Here is a 15,846-nt window from a genome sequence, read left to right as displayed (position 1 = left end):
TGTTGAAGGCAAAGCCGCCTTCGCGAGCAGGCTCGCTCCCACTTTTGATCCGGGACAAACACAGACCAGATGTACGATACAAATCCCCTGTAGGAGCGATGCTTGCTCGCGAAAGCGGTCTGTCAGCCAACATGGATGTTGAATGCAAAACCGCCTTCGCGAGCAAGCATCGCTCCTACAAGGTCTGTGCTCAGGAGCGGGGTTTACGGCCCGAAACGAAGTGACTCACGTCATTGAATCCCGGTGTCGACGAATGCCCTGGCTTCACCAGCGAATCAATGAACGCTTCATCTTCCGCCGTGATTTTCACTGTTTGAGCCTTGGTGTACGCATCCCACTGCTCTTCGGTACGCGGGCCGACGATGGCGGAGGTGACGGCGCTGTTGTTGATCACCCAGGCAATCGCGAATTCTACGATGCCGACGCCGCGACCCTGGGTGTATTCCTGGATCTGCTGGGCAATGCGCAGCGACTCGATGCGCCATTCGGTTTCGAGGATGCGTTTGTCCTGGCGCCCGGCACGGCTGTTGGCGTCCGGCTTCACGTCTGGTGCGTATTTGCCGCTGAGCACGCCGCGCGCCAACGGGCTATACGGGACGACACCCAGGCCATAGGCATGGGCCGCCGTAATCTGCTCGGTTTCGGCCTGGCGATTGACGATGTTGTACAGCGGCTGGCTGATCACCGGCCGGTCGACCCCGAGCTTGTCGGCCACGCGAATCACTTCGGCGATGCGCCAGCCACGGTAGTTGGACAAACCCCAGTAACGGATCTTGCCTTGGCGGATCAGATCCCCAATCGCAGAAATGGTCACTTCCAGCGGCGTATTGTGGTCTTCGCGGTGCAGGTAATAGATGTCGACGTAATCGGTGCCCAGGCGCGTCAGGCTGGCGTCGATGCCGTTGAAGAGGTGCTTGCGGCTCAGGCCGCTGCGGTTTGGTACGCCGTCCACCGGGCCGAAGCCGACTTTGGTGGCGAGCACCCATTCGTGGCGGTTGCCGGCGACGGCTTCACCGACGATTTCTTCGGAACGTCCGCCGGTGTAGACGTCAGCGGTGTCGATGAAATTGATGCCCTGGTCCCAGGCCTTGTCGATGATCCGCAGGGAATCTTCGGTGCTGGTCTGTTCGCCGAACATCATGGTGCCCAGGGTCAAGGTGGACACCTGCAGACCCGAATGACCCAATGTGCGGTAGCTCATGACGAAATCCTTTTGCCGATGGGAAAGGCGTCAATCAAATACCAGAACGGTTGCCGGGAGCAACCGGAAAATCCACTCAAATCCCCTTGTGGGAGCGAGCCTGCTCGCGAAGGCGTCGGCACATTCAACATTGATGTTGACTGGCACATCGCCTTCGCGAGCAGGCTCGCTCCCACAGTAGGGATCAGCAGTGAACTCAGACGCGTAGGGTACGCGTCATGCGCAACGCCAGCACGCTCCCGCACACAATCACACCCGCCAACAGATACAACGCCGCATCCGTCGAACCGGTGCTGTCCTTGACCCAACCCACCAGATACGGGCTCAGGAAACCAGCCATTTGCCCCATGGAGTTGATCAACGCCAGACCACCTGCCGCCGCACCCGCGCTCAGCAGGGCGGTCGGCACCGGCCAGAACATCGGCAGGCCGGTGAGGGCGCCCATGGTGGCGATGGTCAGGCCGAGAATCGCAATCGCCGGTGTCGTCGCGAAGTTCACCGCGATCAACAGACCCACCGCGCCCATCAGCATCGGCACCACCAAATGCCAGCGGCGCTCTTTGCGCAGGTCCGCCGAACGGCCGACCAACAACATGAACACCGCCGCCAGCAGGTACGGAATCGCACTCAACCAGCCGATCACCAGGTTATCGCTGAAGCCGAGGTTCTTGATGATCGACGGCAACCAGAAGTTGATCGCGTAAACGCCGCTCTGGATGCAGAAATAGATCAGGCCGAACGCCCAGATCGCCGGATTCTTGAACACCGCCGACAGCGAATCGGTGGTGGTTTTCGGTTTGTTCGCCAGGTCTTCCGCGTGGTCCGCTTCGAGTACCGAACGCTCAAACGGCGTCAGCCACTTGGCATTCGCATAACTGTCACTGAGCAGGAAGTAGGCGAGGGCACCGAGGATGACCGTCGGAATCCCTTGCAGCAAAAACATCCACTGCCAGCCGGCCAAACCCGCCTGGCCTGCGCCGAAGTGGTTGAGAATCCAGCCGGAAAACGGACTGCCGAGCAGGCCGGACACCGGGATCGCCGACATGAACAGCGCCATGATGCGGCCACGGCGGAACGTCGGGAACCACTGCGAAAGATAGAGCACCACGCCCGGGAAGAACCCGGCTTCAGCCGCACCGGTGAACAGGCGCAAGGTGTAGAACTCGGTCGGTGTGGTGACGAACAGCAGGCAGGTCGAGAGCGTGCCCCAGACGATCATCATCAGCGCGATCCAGCGCCGTGGGCCGAATTTGGTCAGCGCCAGGTTGCTCGGTACGCCGCACAGCACGTAACCGATAAAGAAGATCCCGGCCCCGAGGCCGTACACGGTTTCGCTGAATTTCAGCGCGTCGAGCATCTGCAACTTGGCGAATCCAACGTTCACCCGGTCGAGGTAGTTGAACAGGTAGCAGATGAAAATGAAGGGGATCAAACGCAGGGTAATGCGTTTGTAAACGGCGTTTTTTTCGTCAACGATGGTCTGGGTAGCGGCTGCGCTCTGTGACATGGCGGGCTCTCTCTTTATTATGATTTTTTGCGATGCAAAGGGTAACGTTGATCGCCCTGTGAGTCTCGGCCACCCCTTGGGTAATTGTCTTTGTGCCTGAGCACAGGGTTTGCCACCAAGGCCTGTGCGGGTGAACAACCCGTCCCACCCCGTTTTCAAGGACTTGACCCATGTTTGAACTCGATCACGACCTGGCCCAGGACATCGTCGACCGGGCCATGGCCATCCTGCCGTACAACGTCAACGTCATGGACAGCCAGGGCTTGATCCTCGGCAGCGGCGAACCCGAGCGGATCAACACCCGCCACGAAGGCGCGCAACTGGTGCTGGCCAACGGCCGGGTGGTGGAAATCGATGCGCAAACGGCGATTCACCTCAAAGGCGTGCAACCGGGGATCAACCTGCCGTTGCTGCTCGATCAGCGGCTGATCGGCGTGCTCGGTATCACCGGCGAACCGGAGCAACTGCGCACCTACGCCGAACTGGTGCGCATGACCGCCGAGATGCTGGTCGGCCAGCGCAATCAGCAAGCCGAACAGCAATGGCGGCGCCAGCGTTGTGATGATTTGCTCGCGTTGCTGCTGACCGACGCCGGGGATTCGCCGCGTTTGGTCGACGAGGCGCAACAGTTGGGGCTCAAGCCGCAATTGACGCGGGTCCCGTACCTGTTCGAGTTGGGCCTGGAGCACGGGCCGGGCCAGACCGTCGAAGCCCTCAGTGCCTGGCTGATCAGTCGCTACCCCGACAGTTGGTGCGTCAGTTCGGCCAAGTCGTCGCTGCTGTGGTGCCGACCGGCGAGCCAGGCGATCGAACATGAGCGGCTGCTGGAAAAACTCGATGGCCTGGGCTGGAACATTCTGCGCATCGCCGTCGGCGGGCAGGCCGATGGACTGCCGGGTTTGCGCCGCTGCTATCGCCGGGTCGGCGACTTGCTGGCCTATGGGCGCGATGTGCTGCCGCGTTCGCGGTTGCTGACGCTGAACCGTTATCGGCTGCCGGTGATGCTTTGGCGGCACCGCAACGACGATGCGCTGGACGAACTGCTCAAGCCGTTGCGCAAAGTCATCGCCAAGGACAACAACGGCCAACTGCTGGCGACCCTGCGCAGCTGGTGCGATCACGATGGGCAGAGCCAGGCCTGTGCCGATGCGCTGGGGATTCATCGCAACAGTCTGCGTTATCGGATGGAGCGGATTGCTGAGTTGAGCGGGGTTGATCCGTTGCGGCTGGATGGGATGTTGGCGCTTTATCTGGGTGTGCAATTGCTTCCGCAAACTGAGTGAGAGGTGTGGTGATTGTAAGGACGCCTTCGCGGGCAAGCCTCGCTCCTACAAGAGCGGCGCAATCCGTGTAGGAGCGAGGCTTGCCCGCGAAGGCTCCATCCCAGACACCCCCCACACTGACTTTGTATAAATGAACAACAAACGCCACCCTCGCTTGTGCAGCGGACAGGCGTCAGCGCTCCTGGCAACTGGCAGCATGGAAGCACTGAACTGGAGAATTCACATGAAAATCGTCATCGCCCCCGATTCGTTCAAGGACAGCCTGAGTGCCCAGGGCGTAGCCGATGCCATCGCGCTGGGTTTGGCCGAAGTCTGGCCGCACGTGCAATTGGTCAAATGCCCGATGGCCGACGGTGGGGAAGGGACGGTCGAGTCGATTCTGGCGGCGTGCGAAGGCGAACTGCGCCGCACGCCGGTGCGCGGTCCATTGGGCGTCAGCGTCGAAGCGGCGTGGGGCTGGTTGCCGCACAACCACACCGCAATCATCGAAATGGCTGAAGCCAGTGGCTTGCAACTGGTTCCGCCAGGGCAACGCGATGCCTGCATCAGCAGCACCTTCGGCACTGGCGAACTGATCCGCGCCGCACTCGATGCTGGTGCGCAACGGGTGATCCTGGCGATTGGCGGCAGCGCCACCAATGACGGCGGCGCCGGGGCGATGCAAGCCTTGGGCGTCAAACTGTTCGACGCCCAGGGACAAATTCTCGCGCCGGGCGGACTGGCGCTGGCACAACTGGCGAACATCGACCTGAGCGAAATCGATCCACGCCTGAACGCAGTGCGCTTCGACATTGCCGCCGACGTCAACAATCCACTCTGCGGCCCGCACGGCGCGTCAGCGATTTTTGGTCCGCAAAAAGGCGCATCGACGCAGCAAGTCCAGCAACTGGATCAAGCCCTTGGGCACTTTGCTGACCTGTGCGCGCAGGCGCTGGATAAAGATGTGCGTGACGAACCCGGCAGCGGTGCGGCGGGCGGTCTGGGCTTTGCGGCCAAGGCGTTTCTCGGCGCGCAATTTCAGGCAGGAGTGGAAGTGGTCGCGGAGCTGGTCGGCCTGGCTGAAGCCGTCAAAGGCGCGGATCTGGTGATTACCGGCGAAGGCCGCTTCGACGCCCAGACCTTGCGCGGCAAGACGCCGTTTGGCGTAGCGCGGATCGCTCGTCAGCAGGGTGTGCCGGTGATTGTCATCGCAGGAACCCTGGGCGAGGGTTATCAGGAACTGTATGGCCACGGGATTGACGCGGCGTTTGCCTTGGCGAGCGGGCCGATGACGTTGGAGCAGGCGTGTGCCGAGGCACCGCGGTTGTTGCGCGAACGGGCGAGTGATATTGCCAGAGTGTGGCGCATGGCCGCCCGCAACGCCTGAACTCACTCCCTGTGGTGAGTAGACCTTGTGGCGAGGGGGCTTGCCCCCGTTCGGCTGCAAAGCAGTCGTAAAACTTGCCGATACGGTTTTACTGACAAAATGCGGGGGCCGCTTCGCGACCCAACGGGGGCAAGCCCCCTCGCCACAGAAGCGCAATCCTCTCCGGCACGGTGTTTCACCATTGAAACACCCGTAACCCCTTGAAATATATTTCCACTTCCCGCGCAAAAATCCTCAAGTCCAGCCGATAACTCTCATAGGCGCACACAAACCTATTACAACAGTGGCGCCAGGCTGATCCGGCCGGCTTACACGCCCACCTGACAGCGATCACGGCACGGATGCTCGAAGCTCAATCACCCGAGACTCATCCTATGTCCATGCGTAATCTGAATATCGCGCCCCGCGCCTTCCTCGGTTTTGCCTTCATCGCCTTGCTGGTCATCGTGCTGGGTGTATTTGCCGTGAGTCGAATGTCGATCATCCGTCAGGCCTCCGTGGACATGGAAAGCAATCACCTGCCCAGCATCGGCTTCCTCGGCACCATGACCGAAAACGTGCTGCGCATGCGCATTCTGTCGTTCCGCGTGCTGGTGAACCGTGAGCCGGCGAGCCTGCAAGAAGCCGCCACCCGCATTGACGTGCTGGTCGGCAAAGTCAAAACGGCCCAGGCCGGTTATGCGGCGTTGCCCGCGGGAGGTGAAGAGGCGACGCTGTACAAAACCTTCGCCACCACCCTGGACAACTACCTGCAAGCCCAGCGCGAGATGATGGATCTGTCCCGCCAGGACAAGCTGGATGAGATGCGCAAGTTGATCAACTCACGCATCAAGGACGGCACCGATCAGATGGGCGAGCAGTTGAACAAACTGATCGCCATTAACAAGGCTGACGCCACAGCGGCCGATGCCCAGGCAGACGACCAGTATTCCTTTGCCACCAACGGCATCATCGTGGTGTCGGTGGTCGCGGCGCTGATGACCGTACTGCTGGCCTGGCTGCTGACCCGTAGCATCATCGAGCCGCTGAACCGCGCCGTGCGGGCCGCAGAAACCATCGCCGGCGGCAACCTGATCAAAACCATTGAAGTCGATGGCAAGGACGAACCGGCCCGTTTGCTCGGCGCCTTGGCCGCCATGCAGAACAGCCTGCGCAAAACCATCGAGCAGATCGCCGGCTCTGCCACCCAGTTGGGGGCTGCCGCCGAAGAACTCAGCACGGTCACCGAAGAGTCTTCCCGTGGCCTGCAAAAACAGAACAACGAAATCGAACAGGCCGCCACGGCGGTGAATGAAATGACCGCCGCCGTGGAAGAAGTCGCGCGCAACGCGGTGTCGACGTCCGAAGCCTCGAACCAGTCGACCCAGGCCGCGCGTGAAGGGCGCAATCGCGTGGTGGAAACCGTCGACGCAATCCAGACCATGACCCACGACGTGCAAAACACGTCTGTGATGATCGAAGGCCTGGCGGCCCAGGGCCGTGACATCGGCAAGGTGCTGGACGTGATTCGCGCCATCGCCGAGCAAACCAACTTGCTGGCGCTCAACGCGGCGATCGAAGCCGCGCGTGCCGGTGAAGCCGGACGTGGTTTTGCGGTGGTCGCGGACGAGGTTCGGGCTCTGGCCCATCGCACCGCGCAATCGACCCAGGAAATCGAAAAAATGGTCGCCGGCATTCAGAACGGCACCGGCGAAGCGGTCTCCTCGATGCAGCAAAGCAACCAGCGCACCCAAAGCACCCTGGAAATGGCCCGCGCCGCCGGTGTGGCGCTGGAGCAGATCACCCAGTCGATCAACCTGATCAACGAGCGCAACCTGGTGATCGCCAGCGCTTCCGAAGAGCAGGCTCAAGTGTCCCGCGAAGTCGACCGCAACCTGGTCAACATCCGCGACCTCGCCACCCAGTCCGCCGCCGGCGCCAACCAGACCAGCGCCGCCACCCACGAGTTGTCGCGATTGGCGGTGGATTTGAACGCGATGGTGGCGCGTTTTGTAATTTGAGATAGGGTTGAGTCTGGAGCACGCGCGACAGGAGAAGTACATGCGCTATTCAGCCTTGACCCAACGCATCGCCGGTGACGGAGCGGCAGCCTGGCAGATTCATGATCGAGCGCTGGAGATGCGCGAGCAGGGGGTTGATGTGCTGCTCCTGTCGGTGGGCGATCCGGATTTCGACACGCCCAAACCCATCGTCCAGGCGGCCATCGACAGCTTGTTGGCCGGCGACACGCATTATTCGGATGTGCGCGGCACTCGGGCGCTGCGCACCAGCATTGCCAGTCGACACCGGCGCCGCAGCGGTCAAGCGGTGGACGCCGAGCATGTGATCGTGTTGCCGGGCGCGCAATGCGCGGTGTACTCGGTGGCGCAGTGTCTGCTGGATCCGGGCGATGAGGTGATCGTCGCCGAACCGATGTACGTCACTTACGAAGGTGTGTTGGGTGCCTGCGGCGCCAAAGTGATGCCGGTGTCGGTGCGTCCGGAGAACGGTTTCCGGGTAGATCCGGCGGATGTCGCGGCGCTGATCACGCCCAGGACACGGGTAATTCTGCTCAACAGTCCGAACAATCCTTCCGGCGCCAATCTGTCTTTAAAAATCTGGCAGGAACTGGCGCTGCTCTGCGTTCGTCACGACTTGTGGCTGATCAGCGACGAGGTCTACAGCGACTTGCTGTACGAAGGCGAACACATCAGCCCGGCCAGTTTGCCGGGTATGGCCGAGCGCACCGCGACCCTCAACAGTTTGTCCAAATCACATGCCATGAGCGGCTGGCGGGTCGGTTGGGTGATCGGCCCCAAACCCTTGGCCGAACATTTGGTGCACCTGTCGTTGTGCATGCTGTTTGGCATTCCGGACTTCGTGCAGAAAGCCGCGCAAGTCGCGCTGGACCGGGATTTGCCGGAAGTCGCGCAGATGCGCGAGGAGTATCGCCAGCGCCGGGACCTGGTGTGCGCGCGATTGAGCAATTGCCTGGGCATCCGCCCGATCAAGCCTGATGGCGGGATGTTCGTGATGGTCGATGTGCGCCCGACCGGGCTCTGCGCCCAAAGGTTTGCCGAGCGATTGCTGGAAGGCTATGGCGTGTCGGTGCTGGCGGGGGAGGCCTTCGGGCCGAGTGCGGCAGGGCATATCCGGATCGGGCTGGTGGTGGATCAGGTGAAACTGGCGGATGCGTGTCGGCGGATAGCGCTGTGCGCGGCGGATCTTCTGGAAGCGCGGCGCGCCTGAGGATTTTGTGGTGGGTTTGAGGGCCTCTTCGCGGGCAAGCCTCGCTCCTACAGGTTCGCCGCAGTCCCTGTAGGCGCGAGGCTTGCCCGCGAAGGCGCCCTGGCTGGCGCCAAATTTCTCAGAGCTTCACGCCTTGTATTGTCTGGGCCGGCCTCTTCGCGGGCAAGCCTCGCTCCTACAGGTTCGCCGCAATCCCTGTAGGAGCGAGGCTTGCCCGCGAAGGCGTCTTGGCAGGCGCCAAATGGCTCAGGCCTTCCACGCCCCGGCATTCACCAGGTTCACCGGTCGCTCACCCGCCAGCGCCATCAGCAGATTGTCCACCGCACACTTGGCCATCGCTTCGCGCGTCTCATGCGTTGCCGAGCCAATGTGCGGCGTTGCCACCACGTTGTTCAACTGCATCAGCGGCGAATCATGGTTCAGCGGCTCGCGCTCGAACACATCCAGCCCGGCAGCACGAATCTGCCCCTCGCGCAGTGCTCGGATCAACGCCGCTTCGTCCACCACCTTACCCCGGGAAATATTGATAAAGATCGTTGCCGGGCCCATCAAGGCAAACTGTTCCGCGCCGATCAAACCTTCGGTTTCAGCCGTCAGTGGCAAGGTCAGGCAGACAAAATCCGCCTCCTGCAACAGCTCCGGCAAGCTACGGTATTGCGCATTGAAACGCTGTTCCACCGCCGGTTTCGGCGAATGGCTGTGATAGATCACCGGCATGCCAAAGCCGAAATGTCCGCGCTGGGCCACCGCTTCGCCGATGCGGCCCATGCCAATAATGCCCAACGTTTTACCGTGTACATCGGTGCCAAACTGCGCCGGGCCGATGTTGCGGTGCCAATGGCCGGAACGAACCATGTTCGCCAGTTCCACCACGCGCCGGGCTGTGGCCAGGATCAATGCAAAACCGGTGTCGGCGGTGGTTTCGGTGAGCACGTCCGGGGTGTTGCTGAGCAGGATGCGGCGCTCGGTCAGGTAATCGATGTCGTAGTTGTCGACGCCCACCGAAACGCTGGCAATCGCTTCCAGATTCGGCGCGAGGTCGAGCAATGCCGCATCCAGTTTCAGACTGGCGCCGAGCAAGCCCTGGGCCCGGGGCAGGGCCGCGCGCAGTTTGGCCAGACCGTCGGCATCAAGGCTTTCGATCAGGGTCACGTCGGCCTGCTCGTGCAGGCGGGCCATCAGCAACGGCGAGAGTTTCTTGTACAGCACAACCTGCTTTTTCATGGTTATCGTCTCAACTTCAATTCAAGGGTGAGCCGCCATCGGCCGTTTCACTGCGGCTTTGGCCACGACCCGGTCACTGGCGCCGGGCTTGAGGAAAATCGTCAGCACCACCGAGAGCATCAGCGCGCCGCTCATCAACAGGTACGAAGCGCCGGGCGAACCGGTGGTGCTGTTCAGGTAACCGACCAGATAGGAACCGCCAAACGAACCGAGGGCGCCCATGCTGTTGATCAGCGCCATGGCGCCGCCGGCGACGTTGGCCGGGAGGATTTCCGGAACGATCGCGAAGAACGGGCCATAAGGCGCATACATGCAAGCCCCGGCGATCACCAGCAAGGTGTAGGACCACCAGAAATGCTCCGCGCCCAAGGCGTAGGAACCGTAGAACGCAATCGAGGCGATCAGCAGTGGCGGCCAGACAAAGCGTTTGCGCTTCTGCAATTTGTCCGAGCCCCAGGACACCGCGAGCATGCCGATCACCGCCGCCAAGTAAGGCAGCGCCGAGAGCCAGCCGGCTTCGACCATGTCCATCTGCAAGCCAGCCTTGAGGATCGACGGCAGCCACAACACGAAACCGTAGACGCCAATGCTCCAGCAGAAAAATTGCAGAGCCAGCACGATGACTTTTGGCGAGCGGAAGGCTTCGGCGTAGTTCTTCACTGCTTTGATGCCGACCTGTTCAGCGGCGAGGGCGCTTTCCAGATCCTGTTTCTCTTCATCGCTGAGCCACTTGGCCTGGGCCGGACGCTCATCCGCCAGGCGCCACCAGATAAACGCCCAGAGCACCGCCGGTAATCCTTCGACGATAAACATCCAGCGCCAGCTGAAATGCTGCACCAGATACCCGGACACCACCGACATCCACAGCATGGTCACCGGGTTGCCGAGGATCAGGAACGTGTTGGCCCGGGAGCGTTCGGCGCGGGTGAACCAGTGGCACAGATACACCAGCATTGCCGGCATCACCGCGGCTTCGACCACGCCGAGCATGAAGCGGATGACGATCAGCCAATAGGCGTTGGAGACGATCCCGGTCAGGGTGGCGAGACCGCCCCAGAGAATCAGGCTGACGAAAATCAGCTTCTTCACGCTGTGTTTCTGGGCGTAGATCGCGCCCGGCACCTGGAAGAAAAAGTAGCCGAGGAAGAACAGTGCGCCGAGCATCGACGACAGGCCCGGGGTGATCATCAGGTCTTCGGCCATCCCGGAGGCGGCGGCGAACCCGTAGTTGGCGCGGTCCAGGTACGCCAGGCTGTAGGTGATAAACACGATGGGCATGATGTACCACCAGCGGCGGGTGGCGAGTGTTGCGGTTTTCATGATGGTGCTCCTGAGCTTGTTGTTTTTGTCGCAGCAGGTAACGGTCTGAATCTTTAGTGACTGGGCGGGCCTCTTCGCGGGCAAGCCTCGCTCCTACAGGGAATGCGCTAACCCTGAGCCCTGTAGGAGCGAAGCTTGCTCGCGAACGGCGTCCTCAAACTTGACGGGCAACTCATGGCGGGTCGGCAACCCCTCCATATCCCCGCGACTCTGCACCGCACGGCTGCCAATCCAGTTGGCGCGCTGCACGGCTTCGGCAAAGCTGAGGTTTTCCAGCAAGGCGCTGATCATGCCGACGGCAAAACCATCGCCAGCGCCGACGGTATCGACAACGGTTTCTACCGGCACACCGGCAATGAACCCCTGATCCAGATGCGTACGGTAATAAGCACCGTGCGGCCCGAGCTTGATCGCCACGGCTTCCGCGCCTTGATCGAGGTAAAACGCCGCGATGTCCGCCGGGTCGTCGAAACCGGTGAGCAAGCGACCTTCACTCAACCCCGGCAGCACCCAGTGGGCGAGTGCGGCGAGGCGGTTGATCTCGGTGATCATCAACTGCTCGCTGGCCCACAGGCTCGGACGCAGGTTCGGGTCGAACGACACACTGTGCCCGGCCTCGCGCATGCGGGTCATCAACTCGAAGGACATTTCCCGGGCGCTGGCGGAGAGCGCCGGCGGAATGCCGGTGGCGTGCAAGTGCCGCGCGGTCAACAGATCGGGAGCAATCGACTGCACCGACAAGTGACTGGCCGCCGAACCACGACGGAAATACTCGACCACCGGATCGCTGCCATCGTCAGCGCGGGACTTGAGTTGAAAACCGGTGGGGTGCGCCGGGTCGATAGCGACATGCCGGCAATCCAGGCCTTCTTTCTCCAGCGTATCGATCACGAAACGACCCAAGGAGTCCGCGCCGACCCGGCTCAACCAGGCAACGTTGAAGCCCAACCGCGACAGGCCAATTGCGACGTTGCTGTCGGCCCCGGCAATGCGTTTATGAAACTGGCCAACCGCCGCCAGATCACCGCTCTGCTCGGCCACGAACATCGCCATGGTTTCGCCGAACGAGAGGATATCGATCTCAGACATGCGCGTTCTCCAACCGTGATTGCCCGAGGCGGGCGAGGGTGGCGACATGTTCAGTGGTCAGTTGCACCAGATCGTCACCTTGCAGCGGGTATTCAGCCGCCCGCATTACGCCTTGGGCCATGTGCCGCAGCAGTTGTTCCCACAGATGCAGGTCGCTGGCGCTCGGCGGCATCGCCACCAGTTTGCCGTCGGCTCGGCGTGCCACCGCTTTGCAGTGCACATAACCGACATGCCGGCCAAGCGCACGCGCGGCGCTGGCGGCGGACTGGTCCTGCCATTGCCAGTTGCCGATGTCGAAGGTCATCTTAATCGGCAGGTTGTGTTGCTCGACCTCGGCGAAGAAGCGCTGGAACGGCTCAATGCGCCCGCCGTGCAAGGTCTGGTCGTTTTCCACCAGCAGTTGCACCGGGCTCTGGGTCAGCAACCGAGCTAAAGCCTGGAGATCGTTGTTGTCGGTGAAGTAACCGAGGGAGACTTTCAACCATTTGGCGCCGAAGGCCTGGGCCCGTTGCAGGGTGGTGACCAGCTCGGGATTGGGCCGCGATTGGCCGGCCAGCCACAGTTCCATGGGCGAGGAATACACGCTTTCCAGACCGCGAGCCTGGGTGGCGTCGGCCAGTTGCGCGGGTTCTTCATGGGTCAGCAACTCTTCGCGCCATTCAATGCGCGTGGCGCCGGCGGCGGCCAACAGGTCGACGAAACTGCCTTGGCCGCGCTGGCGAACCAGATCGGCGCCGTAGCTCGACAGGCTGATGGAAACGGGTGGTTTATTCATTGTTATCTACCTCTGAAACCGGTTTCATTTTTGTTCAAAAAAAAGGATCAAGCGATGCGGTGTTCTTTAGGGCCTCTTCGCGGGCAAGCCTCGCTCCTACAAGTTTCGCGGCGTTCGGAAAATGGGTGAACGACAAAAATCCTGTAGGAGCGAGGCTTGCCCGCGAAGGCGTCAGAATGATCACCCACTCACTCCGCAGGTGGACCCACGCACAATCAACCGCGCCGCAAAATCCACGGTCCGCACCGGCCCGACGTCCCCACGCAAGCGCTTGAGCAAACACTCGAATGCACTCGCGCCAATCTCTGCCGTCGGCTGGGCGAGGGCGGTGATCCCGCTGCCCACCAACGGATACCAATCCAGATCATCCAGGGCAATCAGCCCGACATCCTCGAACAGCTTGCAGCCCAGTTCTCGCAACGCATGAGTGCTGGCCAGCGCCGCGATCCCGTTGGCGCAGAACAACGCTTTCGGCCCTGGGCCGGGAGTTTCAAGGAAGGTTTTTAAACGTGAGGTCAGGTCGCTGCCGGTTTCCACCACAGCACCTTGAAACGAGGAATGCCGCTTGATCCAGGCCTTGAAACTGCTCACCCGTTCGATCCGCGAACTGGTGCCGTCAAACGGTTCAGTCACCAGCAACACATCGCGGTAACCACGTTGTTCAAGATGGGCGAGGGCCATTTCGACGGCGGCGGGATTGTCCAGGCCTACCAGATCACTTTCGAGCTGCTCGACCTTGCGGTCCACCAGCACCAACGGCATTTCCCGATGCAACTCCTGCAGTTCATCGCGGTGATGACCCAGGGTGTTCACGATCAAGCCTTCGATGTTGTACGAGCGCAGCAACGCAAGGTGCTGACGTTCCTGCTCGTCATCGCGGTCGGTGTTGCACACCACCAGGCTGTAGCCGTGTTGACGGCAAGCGGTTTCCACACCATGCATCACGGCAATCGAATAAGGGTTACGGATATCGGCCACCAGCATGCCGATCAGGCGGGTTCGCCCGCGTTTAAGGCCACGGGCCATCTGGTTCGGACGGTAGCCCAATTGGCTGATCGCTTGCTCGATGCGCTGGGCAATGGCATCGGAGAGCAGGGCGCGGTCGTCGCCAATGAAGCGCGAGACACTGGCCTTGGACACGCCAGCGTGTTCGGCAACATCGAGCATGGTGACGCGGCTGCGCTGGGCGGCGGAAAAGTCGTTCACGGTCTGAAACCTTTTTATTGGATTTATTAGGTTCAGCGCTTCGTGATAACGCTGAAACCGGTTTCAGGAAACACTAAAACCAAATCACCCGTCAAGCGATTGGTGGTTCATCGCCTTATGAACACCGACGGATGGCAGTCAGATCAGCACGCTCAGCCATGCCGAAACCAGCAACAGCAGGGCCATCAGCCGATTGAAACGCTGCATTGCCCGGGGGGATCGCAACCACCGGCTGGAACCTGCGCCGAGCAACGCCCAGACTCCCAGGCATGGCAGCGAAATCATAAAGAACACCAACGACAGGTACGCCACGTGAGCAAGTCGTTGCTCGCCGGCGCCCGCAAATACGCTGACGACGGCGAGCGCCATCATCCAGGTTTTCGGGTTGATCAGTTGCAGGCTGGCGGCACCGACCATTCCAAGCCTGGCCTGAGTGTCCTGAGGGGCAAGGGCCTGGGCCTGGGCGAAGAAAATCTGCCAGGCAAGGTAGCTCAGCCAAGCCACACCGACCCACTGCATAGTGGTTTGAACACCGGGCAATGACGTCAGCGAGGAGCCTGCGCCAGTACCGACCAATAACACGATTGTCGCGGCGCTGGCACAGGCGCCGAAGATGATCGGGACAGCCGCTTTCAGGCCATATCGGGCACTGTTGCTCAACACCAGGATATTGGTCGGGCCGGGCGTGATCGAGGCCACGAAAGCAAACAGCAGGAAGGGCAGTAACGTCGGAAAAGAAGGCCACATCGCAGGCAAACTCCAGTGAAGATCATTGAAGTCGATCTTCACAACGGACGTGCTACCTGTCTGGAAGATTTGAGCAGCGCTTGCGATACATCGCCGGCGTCAGCCCATAGGCCCGAACAAACCAGCGCCCCAGATGACTCTGATCGGCAAACCCCAATTCCATCGCCACCGCTGCCGGTTGCAAGCCGCTGGCGAGCATCCGCCGGGCTTTGGACAGGCGCAGTTGCACCAGATAGGCGTGGGGTGCCAGACCATAAGCCGCCTTGAACGCGCGGGTCAGGCGAAAGCGATCGACGCCAGTGGCTGCGGCCAGTTGATCGAGACCGATGTCGAGGTGGGCATTGGCGTGCAGATATTCCCGAGCCTTTTGCGCCACCAGCGGCAGGCGCGGGTCTGCGCCGCAGCGGGTGCGCCAATGCAGGTGACGGGTCAGGTGTTCGAGCAACCCGTCGAGGGCTGTCTGGCGCACGATCTTCAGTTCGCCGCCGTGCAAGGTCTGGAACGCCAGACTGGTGGCCTGGGCCAGTTGCGGGTCGCTGGTCAGGGTGTTGGCGAAACTCAATTGGCTGTTGAGCGGGGCGTCTTCGAACAGCTCGACCAATTCCCGTTCCAGCCATTGCGGGTCGAGGTAGAGCATGCGGTAGGTAAAGCCGTCCTCGGTGGGCGCTTCGCCGTCGTGGATATCGCCAGGTTCGAGCAGGAACACCTTGCCCGGCGTGCTTTGATGCCGGGCCCGGCGGCAGTTGAATTGCTGCACGCCTTGCTCGGTGACACCCACCAGATAGCTGTCGTGCCAATGCGGGTCGTAGGCGTGGCCCTCGAAATGCGCGCGCAGGGTCTCGATGCCGGTGTCGGCGTCCTGGGCCAGGTCGATCCAGTTATGCGGGCTCATGCTGCACC

Annotated in this window: 13 protein-coding genes and 1 pseudogene; 5 read left to right on the top strand and 9 right to left on the bottom strand. The window is 61.4% G+C overall.

All coding sequences use genetic code 11. The annotated features are described in order from the left end of the window. Positions 1 to 190: 190 nt before the first annotated feature. Together ACIOYV_RS04460 and ACIOYV_RS04455 are read right to left on the bottom strand one after the other, a co-directional pair. A complete protein-coding gene (locus ACIOYV_RS04460; protein ID WP_401321191.1) occupies positions 191 to 1,201 on the bottom strand; it encodes an aldo/keto reductase in 1,011 nt (336 codons plus the stop codon). Positions 1,202 to 1,397: 196 nt separating this feature from the next. After that, on the bottom strand, positions 1,398 to 2,708 hold the full coding sequence (locus ACIOYV_RS04455; protein WP_401321188.1) for an MFS transporter: 1,311 nt from the start codon (positions 2,706 to 2,708) through the stop codon (positions 1,398 to 1,400). Positions 2,709 to 2,878: 170 nt separating this feature from the next. Here ACIOYV_RS04455 and ACIOYV_RS04450 point away from each other — a divergent pair, with 170 nt between their 5' ends. From ACIOYV_RS04450 to ACIOYV_RS04430, 5 genes and pseudogenes are all read left to right on the top strand, one after another. After that, on the top strand, positions 2,879 to 3,991 hold the full coding sequence (locus ACIOYV_RS04450; protein WP_163910268.1) for a sugar diacid recognition domain-containing protein: 1,113 nt from the start codon (positions 2,879 to 2,881) through the stop codon (positions 3,989 to 3,991). Between the two features lie 223 nt (positions 3,992 to 4,214). Next, positions 4,215 to 5,357: a glycerate kinase gene (locus ACIOYV_RS04445; RefSeq protein WP_401321186.1), complete on the top strand. Its 1,143-nt coding sequence runs from the start codon at positions 4,215 to 4,217 to the stop codon at positions 5,355 to 5,357. 341 nt (positions 5,358 to 5,698) lie between these two features. Further along, positions 5,699 to 6,499 (top strand): annotated as a pseudogene (locus ACIOYV_RS04440) (MCP four helix bundle domain-containing protein); the annotation flags it as partial. Beyond that, positions 6,494 to 7,357 carry a methyl-accepting chemotaxis protein gene (locus ACIOYV_RS04435; protein ID WP_401322605.1) on the top strand — a complete coding sequence of 288 codons (864 nt, stop codon included), beginning with the start codon at positions 6,494 to 6,496 and terminating at the stop codon, positions 7,355 to 7,357. The pseudogene ACIOYV_RS04440 and the gene ACIOYV_RS04435, both read left to right, overlap by 6 nt. A 40-nt stretch (positions 7,358 to 7,397) precedes the next feature. Then, the gene (locus tag ACIOYV_RS04430; protein WP_401321183.1) at positions 7,398 to 8,585 is read left to right on the top strand and encodes a pyridoxal phosphate-dependent aminotransferase; all 1,188 of its coding nucleotides are present in this window, start codon (positions 7,398 to 7,400) and stop codon (positions 8,583 to 8,585) included. Between the two features lie 246 nt (positions 8,586 to 8,831). On the opposite strand, the gene ACIOYV_RS04425 is transcribed toward ACIOYV_RS04430, so the two are convergent. The 7 genes from ACIOYV_RS04425 to ACIOYV_RS04395 form a co-directional block, all read right to left on the bottom strand. Beyond that, positions 8,832 to 9,809 (bottom strand): NAD(P)-dependent oxidoreductase, encoded by a 978-nt coding sequence (locus tag ACIOYV_RS04425; protein WP_401321180.1) that lies wholly within the window; start codon positions 9,807 to 9,809, stop codon positions 8,832 to 8,834. 21 nt (positions 9,810 to 9,830) lie between these two features. Beyond that, positions 9,831 to 11,129, bottom strand: a complete 1,299-nt coding sequence (locus ACIOYV_RS04420; RefSeq protein ID WP_054050605.1) for an MFS transporter — start codon at positions 11,127 to 11,129, stop codon at positions 9,831 to 9,833. A gap of 93 nt (positions 11,130 to 11,222) precedes the next feature. Continuing rightward, positions 11,223 to 12,218, bottom strand: coding sequence for a sugar kinase (locus ACIOYV_RS04415; protein WP_401321176.1), 996 nt, complete (start codon positions 12,216 to 12,218; stop codon positions 11,223 to 11,225). Then, positions 12,211 to 12,993 carry a sugar phosphate isomerase/epimerase family protein gene (locus tag ACIOYV_RS04410; RefSeq protein ID WP_401321173.1) on the bottom strand — a complete coding sequence of 261 codons (783 nt, stop codon included), beginning with the start codon at positions 12,991 to 12,993 and terminating at the stop codon, positions 12,211 to 12,213. The genes ACIOYV_RS04415 and ACIOYV_RS04410 overlap by 8 nt, the downstream gene beginning before the upstream one ends. A 180-nt stretch (positions 12,994 to 13,173) precedes the next feature. Further along, positions 13,174 to 14,160, bottom strand: coding sequence for a LacI family DNA-binding transcriptional regulator (locus ACIOYV_RS04405; RefSeq protein ID WP_401322602.1), 987 nt, complete (start codon positions 14,158 to 14,160; stop codon positions 13,174 to 13,176). A gap of 177 nt (positions 14,161 to 14,337) precedes the next feature. After that, entirely contained in the window at positions 14,338 to 14,946 is a 609-nt protein-coding gene (locus tag ACIOYV_RS04400) for a LysE family translocator (protein WP_401321170.1), read from the bottom strand. A gap of 52 nt (positions 14,947 to 14,998) precedes the next feature. After that, positions 14,999 to 15,838, bottom strand: a complete 840-nt coding sequence (locus tag ACIOYV_RS04395; RefSeq protein WP_401321167.1) for an AraC family transcriptional regulator — start codon at positions 15,836 to 15,838, stop codon at positions 14,999 to 15,001. Positions 15,839 to 15,846: the final 8 nt, after the last annotated feature.

Source organism: Pseudomonas sp. NPDC087342 (assembly GCF_044744265.1).
Taxonomy (GTDB): Bacteria; Pseudomonadota; Gammaproteobacteria; order Pseudomonadales; family Pseudomonadaceae; genus Aquipseudomonas; species Aquipseudomonas nunensis.
The sequence above is the reverse complement of the archived record's forward strand: the minus strand, read 5'-3'. Positions and strand labels throughout refer to the sequence as shown.